The following is an 8,337-nucleotide window of genomic DNA, read 5'->3' as shown; positions in this document are numbered from 1 at the left end:
GAACTACACGTCGAGCACCGGCAACGTTTCCCAAGACGGCGCCGGCAACCTCCGCATCACGCCGTTGCGCGACGGCGCCGGCAACTGGACGTCGGCGCGGATCGAAACCCAGCGCGCCGACTTCAAGCCGCCCTCGGGTGGCGTCATGCGGATCGAAAGCCGGATCCAGATGCCGAACGTCACCGGCGCGGCCGCGCTCGGCTACTGGCCCGCCTTCTGGGCCCTCGGCGGCCCGTACCGCGGCAACTGGTGGAACTGGCCCGCCATCGGCGAGTTCGACATCATGGAGAACGTCAACGGGATCAACTCCGTCTGGGGCGTCCTGCACTGCGGCGTCAACCCCGGCGGCCCGTGCAACGAGACCACCGGCCTGCCGAACAACCGGGCCTGCCCCGGCAGCAGCTGCCAGTCGGCCTTCCACACCTACCGCTTCGAATGGGACGCGAGCACCAGCCCGCAGGTCCTCCGCTGGTTCGTCGACGGGCAGCAGTTCCACTCGGTGAGCCAGAACCAGCTCGACGCGACGACGTGGGCGAACATGACCACCCACCAGGGCTACTTCGTCCTGCTGAACGTCGCGATCGGCGGCGCGTTCCCGAACAACAACTCCGGCACGACCACGCCGGGGCCGGGGATCGTGCCGGGTCACCCGATGGTCGTCGACTACGTCACGGTGACCACCCGCGGCGGCGGTGGCGGCACGACGACCCCGCCCACCACGACGACTCCGCCCGGCGGCGGGAACAGCGCGTACACCACCATCCAAGCCGAGTCGTTCAGCCAGCAGTCCGGGATGATCACCGAGACCACCACGGACACCGGCGGCGGCCAGAACGTCGGCGCGGTGGCCAACGGCGACTGGGCCCTCTACCCGAACGTCGACTTCGGCGGCAGCGCGGCGACGAACTTCCAGGCGCGCGTGGCCTCCGGGGCGGCCGGTGGGGTCAGCGGCCTGGTCGAAGTGCGGTTGGACAGCCGGTCCAACGCGCCCATCGGCAGCTTCGCCGTCGGCAACACCGGCGGCTGGCAGAGCTGGCGGACCGTCCCGGCGAACATCAGCGCGGTGACCGGCGTGCACAACGTCTACCTGACGTTCACGAGCGGCCAGCCCGCGGATTTCGTGAACCTCAACTGGTTCACCTTCGTGCACTGAGACGAGGGACCCGCGGCCCCGGCCGCGGGTCTCCCCACTTCAGGCGGACGGGGGCTGGACATTGCACTCGGCAATGGGCAGGATGCGTTTCACTGTGAGTGCTCACGATGACACCCGGAAGCTCGTGGTCCTGGCCGTGGACGACGAGCCGAACGGTCTTGACGAACTCGTCCACTGCCTGCGCAACAGCCCGCACGTGGCGAAGGTGTTCCCGGCGATCGACGCCTCCGAGGCGCTGCGGTTGCTGTCCACCGACGACCCGAGGCTGCGCGAGCGCAAGGACCGCGGCCTGCCGATCGTCGACGCCGTCTTCGCGGACATCGACATGCCCGGGCTGTCCGGCATGGAGATGTCACGCGTGTTCGCCGCGCTGCGGCCCTCGCCCGCGCTGGTGTTCGTCACCGGCCACGCGGAAGAAGCGGTCAACGCCTTCGACCTCGGCGCCCTCGACTACGTGCTCAAGCCGTACCAGCAGGACCGCCTCGACCGCGCCATCACGCGCGTGATGGAGAAGCTGGCCGCCGCCGCGGCGCCCCCGCCCGGCGCGATGGGCGGCGAGCCGGTCAAGAACGACGACGAGGTCATCCCGGTCGAGCTGGCCGGCACCACCAAGCTCATCCCGCGCTCCTCGGTCCGCTGGGTCGAGGCGCAGGGCGACTACGCGCGGCTGTTCACCACCGAAGGCAGCCACCTCGTCCGCATCCCGCTGGCCCAGCTCGAAGAGCGCTGGGAGAAGGCCGGGTTCGTCCGCATCCACCGGTCGTTCCTGGTCGCCCTGCCGCTGATCACCGAGCTGCGCATGGGCCAGGGCGGCTACCAGGTCGTCATCGGCAACGAGGAGAAGGTGCTGCCGGTGAGCCGGCGGCACACCCGCGCGCTGAAGGACCGGCTGGTCGGTTCGGGCCGGAACGGCTGACCCCGGGACCGGCCATGACCGACGACTTCTACGAGCGCCGCTCGAACGGCGTCCGCGAACCGGATCCGACCCTCGGCAGGCGTGCCCGGCAGCGGCCGCTGCCGCAGCCCGCCGACCGGGCCGTCGTCGAGTCCCTGCCACCGGCCCCGGAGAACGAGCCGCCGAAGCCGGAACACCACGCGAGACCCAAGCGGGAGCGGGTGATCCTCAACGATCCCCGCCGCGGCGCCGGCACCCTGCGCGCCCGGGTCGAGCTGGAGGAGCAGACCAGCTGGGGGAAGCTGCTCGTCCGCGACCACCTGGTGAAGGTGCAGCTGCGCACGGCGGTGCTGCTCGCGCTGCTCGTCGTCGGCGTCTTCGGCTCGCTGCCCGTGCTGTTCTACCTGGTGCCCGGGTTCTCCCGGGCCAGCCTGCTGGGCATCCCGGTCGCTTGGCTGATTCTCGGCGTGCTGCCGTTCCCGTTCCTGTTCGGCGTCGGAATCTGGTACAACCGGCTCGCCGAGCGCAACGAACGCGCGTTCGTGGACATGATCGAAAACTAGTTTCGCACTGACTCGTGCGAGGATTCCTCCCGTGCAGTTGAACCCGTGGGCCTTGACCGGCATCGTGCTGGTCGCCGTGGTGACGCCCTACCTCGGTCACCGCTCCTCGCGGTCGGCGACGAGCACGCACGACTTCCTGGTCGCGCGGCGCACCGTGCGGTCCCGCCGCAACGCCGCCGCGATCTCCGGCGAATACCTGTCCGCGGCCTCGTTCCTCGGCATCGCCGGAATCGTGCTGAAGGACGGCGCCGACGCGTTGTGGTTCCCGATCGGGTTCACCGCGGGATACCTGGCGCTGATGCTGTTCGTGGCGGCGCCGCTGCGCCGGTCCGGGGCCTACACCCTGCCCGACTTCGTCGAAATGCGGCTCGGTTCGCAGGGCCTGCGCCGGTTCTCCACGGCGTTCGTCGTGTTCATCGGCGTCCTCTACATGGTCCCGCAGCTGCAGGGCGCCGGGCTGACGCTGGCGACGATCCTCCCGGTGCCGGTGTGGGCCGGGGCGGTCGCGGTGATGATCGTGGTCACCTTCAACGTGATCTCCGGCGGGATGCGCGCGATCACCGTGGTCCAGGCCTTCCAGTACTGGGTCAAGCTGTTCGCGATCTCGGTGCCCGCGTTCGTGCTCTGCGTGGTGTTCTTCACCGGCGGCAGCCCGGACGGGTTCCGGCCGCTCGGCTCGCCCGCGCCGCCGGTCTTCGTCAGCGACACCACGGTGGACGTGCAGACCGACGTCACCCTGCACGTCACCTCGGACACCTACCTCTACGCCTACGGCCGCACCGACAACGGCCCGGCCGCCGGGCCGACGCACTGGACGCCGCTGGCGCCGCACACGGTTTCCGAAGGCACCAAGCTGAAGTTCATGGCCGGTACCCCGGTGCCGGTGGTCAGCGACTCCGTCGCGGACAACGCGGACTGGCTGCACCCGGCCTCGGGCAGCCTCACCGACCTGCTCCAGACGTACTCGCTGATGTTCGCGACCTTCCTCGGCACGATGGGCCTGCCGCACGTGCTGGTCCGCTTCTACACCAACCCCGACGGCAAGGCCGCACGCCGCACGACCGTGCACGTCCTGCTGCTGCTGGGGCTGTTCTACCTGTTCCCGACGCTGCTGGGCGCGCTGTCGCGGATGTACGTCCCGGAACTGCTGGTGACCGGCAAGACGGACGCGGCGATCCTCCAGCTGCCCTCGGCGATCCTGCCGGGCGTCGGTGGCCAGATCCTCGGCGCGGTCACCGCGGCCGGTGCCTTCTCGGCGTTCCTGTCCAGCACGTCCGGGCTGCTGGTGAGCGTCGCCGGCGTCGTGTCGACCGACCTGCTGCCCGGCCGGGTGCGGGACTTCCGGGTGGCGGCCGCCCTGGTCGCGCTGTGCCCGATCGGGCTGGCGGTCGCGCTGCGGCCCGAGGACATCTCGCTGTCGATCGGGTTGACGTTCGCGCTCGCCGCGTCGACCTTCAGCCCGCTGCTGGTGCTGGGCATCTGGTGGCGCAAGCTGTCCTGGCCGGGCGCGCTGGCCGGGATGTTCGTCGGCGGCGGCCTGGTGCTGGCCGCGCTGGTGGTCAACGTCGTGAGCAGCTACACCGGCGGCTGGGCGCCCTGGTTCGTCAACCAGCCGGCGCTGATCACCGTGCCGGTCGCGTTCGTGACGACGTACCTGGTCAGCCGCGTCACCGGCTACGGCCGCCCGGAGCACGTCCACGACATCATGCTGCGGCTGCACGCACCGGACCCGCTCGGCTTCATGCGGGACCGGGCCGTCGCCCGGTTCGGCCAGGCCGAGGAGAAGACCCGCGTCGCCGGGCGCGGCCGGCACCGCAAGTGATGCGCCGACCTCACGCGCGGGCAACGCCTCCGCATGGCAGCATGGGAATCGTGGTGAGCCCTGCTGAACTGCCGACCGCCGAGGTCCGCGACCTGCCCAAGGACGGCCTCGTGCTGCTCGACGTCCGCGAAGACGACGAGTGGGCCGCCGGGCACGCGCCCGGCGCCGTGCACATCCCGATGGGGGAGCTGCCCGCCCGCGTCGGTGAACTGGCCGACCTGCCCGACGACCAGCCGATCCACGTGATCTGCCGCAGCGGCGGCCGGTCCGCACGGGCGGCGGCGTGGCTGAACCAGAGCGGCTGGGACGCGGTGAACGTGGCCGGCGGTATGGGCGCGTGGCAGCGCGAAGGCCGGCCGATGGTCGGCGAGCACCCCGGCATCGAACCCGAAGTGATCTAGCCTTGCACCCGGGGCAGCCTCCCGCCGGGCAGCCGTACCCGCCCGGGTACTGGCCGCGCCAGGCGCCGCCGCCGTCCGCCCAGCAGCTGCAGGGCCGGACGCTGGCCGCCCAGCCGGAGCCGTACCCCTACCACCGCCGTCCGGTCCATCGGCCGAAGTTGCGCTGGGTGGCGACCCCGCCGCCCGGTGCGTGGCCGCGCCGCCGCGTCGTCGCGCCGGAGCCGTACCTCGGCCCGCCGTCGTACCCGGTGCCGCCGCGGTGGGGCTTCCCCAACCTGGTCTGGCGGCGCCCGACGACGGTGCCCGGCACCGCGTCCGACGAGATCCGCCCGATCGACCGGGTGCCGGTGCTCAGCCGCAGCGTGGTCGTCGTCCTGTTCGCGTTCGCCGTGCTCGCCCTGGCCGCCGCGGGCGCGGAAATCTGGCGGTACGTGCTGCTCGTCCAGGGCCGCGAATCGGCGCTGTCCCGCTCGGTGGTGGCGTTCTCCGACGGCTTCGTGCTCACCGCGGGCCTGCTCGCCTCGATCCTCGCGCTGCTGCCCGCCGGGCTGTCGCTCTGGTGGCTGCTGGTCGCGCGCCAGGCGGCGGCGGACGTGTCGGGCGACGACCCGCCGCGGCCGGTGTGGCAGGTGCTGGTCGGTGTTCTGGTGCCGGTGGCGAACCTGCCGCTGGCGCTGTCGGTCGTCGGCGAGCTGGAACACGCGGTGCTGGGCCGCTCGCGGGACACCCGGCCGAAGCCGTCGCGCCAGGTGCTCGCCTGGTGGGGCGCCTGGCTGCTGAACTGGATCCTGCTCGGCGTGTCGATCGGCTGGCGCTTCCGCGACGACGTGCAGTCGATGGCCGACAGCGTCGTGCTGGTCGCGCTGACCGACCTCGCCGCGGCCGGGCTGGCGGTGCTGACGGCCTTGGTGGTGCGGCGGTTCTCCGCGCTGCTGGCGCCGTCGGAAGCCCTTGCCGTGCGCGAGATGCGCGTGCTGAAGGTCCGGGGTGCGCCCGAGCCGGAGCTGCGGGCTTCGCGGCCCGCCGGCGCCGCGCGCTAGTAGCGGCCGAAGACCGGTTCGAGCTGGTCGAAGGCCTGTTCCGCGAGGGGCCAGAGCTCGTCGACGATGGTTTTCTCGTTCTCGAGGGTCCGGTCGAAGACCTCCTGGAACAGCACCCGCAGGACCGTCGTGAGGTGGGCGGCGGCGAGCGTGGGCGTGAGGTCTTCCTCGGGGTGGCGCCGGATGAGGAGGTCGATGAGCGCCGTCTCGCGCTCGCGGTGCATCTCGTGCAGCGCGTTCGTCAGGATCGGGCTCTCCTTGATCATCCGCACGAAGCCGGGGCCGGAAAAGCCGACCAGCGCGTGCTCGGCGCCCAGCGCTTCGAAGTAGAGCTCGCGCGTGTCGTGGAAGACGCTGTCGCGGATCAGGGCGGCGGGCCAGGACACGAAGTCCGCGCGGATGTCGAAGACCAGGTCTTCCTTGCGCGGGAAGTGGTTCGTCACGGTCATCTTGGCGACCCGCGCCTCGGCGGCGATGTCCGCGATCGTCACGTCCTCGAAGCCGTTGCGGATGAACAGCCGCGTGGCCACGTCGGAGATGGTCTTCCTGGTCTCGTGCTTCTTCCGGTCCCGGAGTCCCTCACTCATGGCGTCACTCTACTGGGTCGGACCCAAGTTTGTGCTTGACCCAATGAGTGGGTCGGACCTAATCTGAGGTTCGACCTAATCAACTGGGGGTGGGCATGACAACGGCGGTACGGCCCGATGCGGCGCTGTGGCGGCTCGGTGGGGTCCTGATCATGGGCGCGGTGCTGTCGATCCTCGACGCGACGATCGTGACGGTCGGGATCGGCTCGATCGCCCGCGACCTGGACAGCCCGCTGACCACGGTGCAGTGGGTGGCGAGCGCGTACCTGCTCGCGGCCTCGGCGGCCATCCCGCTGTCGGGCTGGCTGACCGACCGGTTCGGCGGCCGGGCGGTCTGGCTGGCGGCGGTGGCGGTCTTCACCGCGGGCACGCTGCTGTGCGGCTTCGCCTGGTCCGCGCCTTCGCTGATCGCCTTCCGGGTGCTCCACGGGCTGGGCGGCGGGCTGATGCAGCCGGTCGGGCAGGCGGTGTTCGCGCAGGCGGCGGGGCCGGCGCTGGGCCGGATGATCGGCGTGATCACCCTGCCGGCGACGGTGGCCCCGGTGCTGGGCCCGATGCTCGGCGGCGCGCTGGTGGCGGACTTCGGGTGGCGCTGGATGTTCTTCGGCGTCGTCCCGCTGGGCGTGGCGACGTTCGTGTTCGCGCGGCGGCTCCTCCCGGCTCCTCCGCCGGGCGGTGTGAAGGCCCCTTTGGACGTCCGGGGGCTGGCGCTGCTCTCGCCGGGGCTGAGCGCCTTCGTCTACGGCCTGGCCGAGGGCGTGGTGGTCGCCTGGGTGGCCGGGGTCGCGCTGTTGCTCGCGTACGGCGTCCATGCGTCCCGGGCGGCGTCACCGGTGCTGGACCTGGCGCTGTTCCGGAACAAGGGGTTCGCGGTGGCGAGCGCGAGCACGTTCCTGCTGGGGGCGTCGCTGTACAGCTCGATGCTGCTGCTCCCGCTGTACTACGAGCAGGTCGAGCAGGCGAGCGCGCTGCGGGCGGGGCTGCTGCTGGCACCCCAGGCCCTCGGCTCGGCCGCGGTGATGCTGGCTAGCGGCCGGCTGCTGGCCCGCTTCGGGCCCCGCCGCATGATGCTGGGCGGAATCGCCCTGTCCCTGCTGGGAACGCTGGCGTTCACCCGCCTCGCCTCGGCACCCGGCAGCACCTTGCTGACCCTGTCCCTGTTGATCCGCGGAGTCGGCCTGGGCGCGGCAACGGCCCCCGGCATGACAACGCTGTACGGCTCCCTGAAGCGGTCCCACATCCCCCGGGCAGCGAGCGCGTTCAACGTGATCAACCGCATCGGCGGCTCGTTGGGCACCGCCCTGCTGGCCGCAATCCTCCACGGCGAACTCACGGCCGCGGTGCCGGCCCCGGCGGCATTCGGCACCACGTTCACGTGGGCGCTGGCCCTGTCAGCGCTGACCTTGATCCCCGCCCTCTTGTTCCCCCGAAGGAGCCCCCGATGACTTTCCGCCTCCTCAGCGTCCACGCCCACCCCGACGACGAGTCCAGTAAAGGCGCGGCCACCCTGGCCCGCTATGCGGCCGAAGGCGTCGACGTCCTGGTAGCCACCTGCACGGGCGGCGAACGCGGCGACGTCCTGAACCCGGCCCTCGACACGGCCGAGACCTGGGCGGACCTCCCGGCGATCCGCCGTCGCGAGATGGCCGCGGCCGCCGAGATCCTGGGCGTCCGCCAGCGTTTCCTGGGCTTCGTGGACTCGGGCCTGCCGGGCGAGGGCGAGCCGTTGCCCGAAGGCTGCTTCGCGGCCCTGCCGCTGTCGGAGGCGGCGGCACCGCTGGTGGCCCTGATCCGCGAGTTCCGTCCGCACGTGGTGATCACGTACGACGAAACGGGCGGTTATCCGCACCCGGACCACATCCGCACCCACGAGGTG

The 8,337-nt window shown here is 71.6% G+C and carries 9 protein-coding genes; 8 read left to right on the top strand and 1 reads right to left on the bottom strand.

Annotated features, from left to right (window positions below; all coding sequences use genetic code 11):
- The 6 genes from CCN39_RS29730 to CCN39_RS29705 all read left to right on the top strand — a co-directional run.
- The coding region (locus CCN39_RS29730; protein ID WP_086847545.1) for a carbohydrate-binding protein at nt 1-1,153 on the top strand (1,153 nt) is incomplete at its 5' end.
- Nucleotides 1,154-1,235: 82 nt separating this feature from the next.
- Entirely contained in the window at nt 1,236-2,069 is an 834-nt protein-coding gene (locus CCN39_RS29725) for a LytR/AlgR family response regulator transcription factor (RefSeq protein ID WP_167455215.1), read from the top strand.
- A 14-nt stretch (nt 2,070-2,083) separates the two neighbouring features.
- Nucleotides 2,084-2,611, top strand: coding sequence for a hypothetical protein (locus CCN39_RS29720; RefSeq protein WP_086847543.1), 528 nt, complete (start codon nt 2,084-2,086; stop codon nt 2,609-2,611).
- 31 nt (nt 2,612-2,642) lie between these two features.
- Nucleotides 2,643-4,433: a sodium/solute symporter gene (locus CCN39_RS29715; RefSeq protein ID WP_086847541.1), complete on the top strand. Its 1,791-nt coding sequence runs from the start codon at nt 2,643-2,645 to the stop codon at nt 4,431-4,433.
- A 41-nt stretch (nt 4,434-4,474) separates the two neighbouring features.
- Nucleotides 4,475-4,834 carry a rhodanese-like domain-containing protein gene (locus CCN39_RS29710; protein ID WP_086847539.1) on the top strand — a complete coding sequence of 120 codons (360 nt, stop codon included), beginning with the start codon at nt 4,475-4,477 and terminating at the stop codon, nt 4,832-4,834.
- A 2-nt stretch (nt 4,835-4,836) separates the two neighbouring features.
- Nucleotides 4,837-5,874, top strand: a complete 1,038-nt coding sequence (locus tag CCN39_RS29705) for a DUF4328 domain-containing protein (RefSeq protein ID WP_086847537.1) — start codon at nt 4,837-4,839, stop codon at nt 5,872-5,874.
- On the opposite strand, the gene CCN39_RS29700 is transcribed toward CCN39_RS29705, so the two are convergent.
- A complete protein-coding gene (locus CCN39_RS29700; protein WP_086847535.1) occupies nt 5,871-6,461 on the bottom strand; it encodes a TetR/AcrR family transcriptional regulator in 591 nt (196 codons plus the stop codon). The genes CCN39_RS29705 and CCN39_RS29700 overlap by 4 nt on opposite strands.
- A 95-nt stretch (nt 6,462-6,556) precedes the next feature.
- Between CCN39_RS29700 and CCN39_RS29695 the strand changes: the two genes are divergently transcribed.
- Nucleotides 6,557-7,906 carry a DHA2 family efflux MFS transporter permease subunit gene (locus CCN39_RS29695; RefSeq protein WP_244211057.1) on the top strand — a complete coding sequence of 450 codons (1,350 nt, stop codon included), beginning with the start codon at nt 6,557-6,559 and terminating at the stop codon, nt 7,904-7,906.
- Nucleotides 7,903-8,337 (top strand): PIG-L family deacetylase (locus CCN39_RS29690; RefSeq protein ID WP_208630446.1); only part of this gene is annotated, 435 nt, incomplete at its 3' end. The genes CCN39_RS29695 and CCN39_RS29690, both read left to right, overlap by 4 nt.

The organism is Amycolatopsis kentuckyensis (genome assembly GCF_002155975.1).
GTDB lineage: Bacteria > Actinomycetota > Actinomycetes > Mycobacteriales > Pseudonocardiaceae > Amycolatopsis > Amycolatopsis kentuckyensis.
Note: the sequence above shows the minus strand (reverse complement) of the source record. Positions and strands in the feature narration are given on the sequence as shown.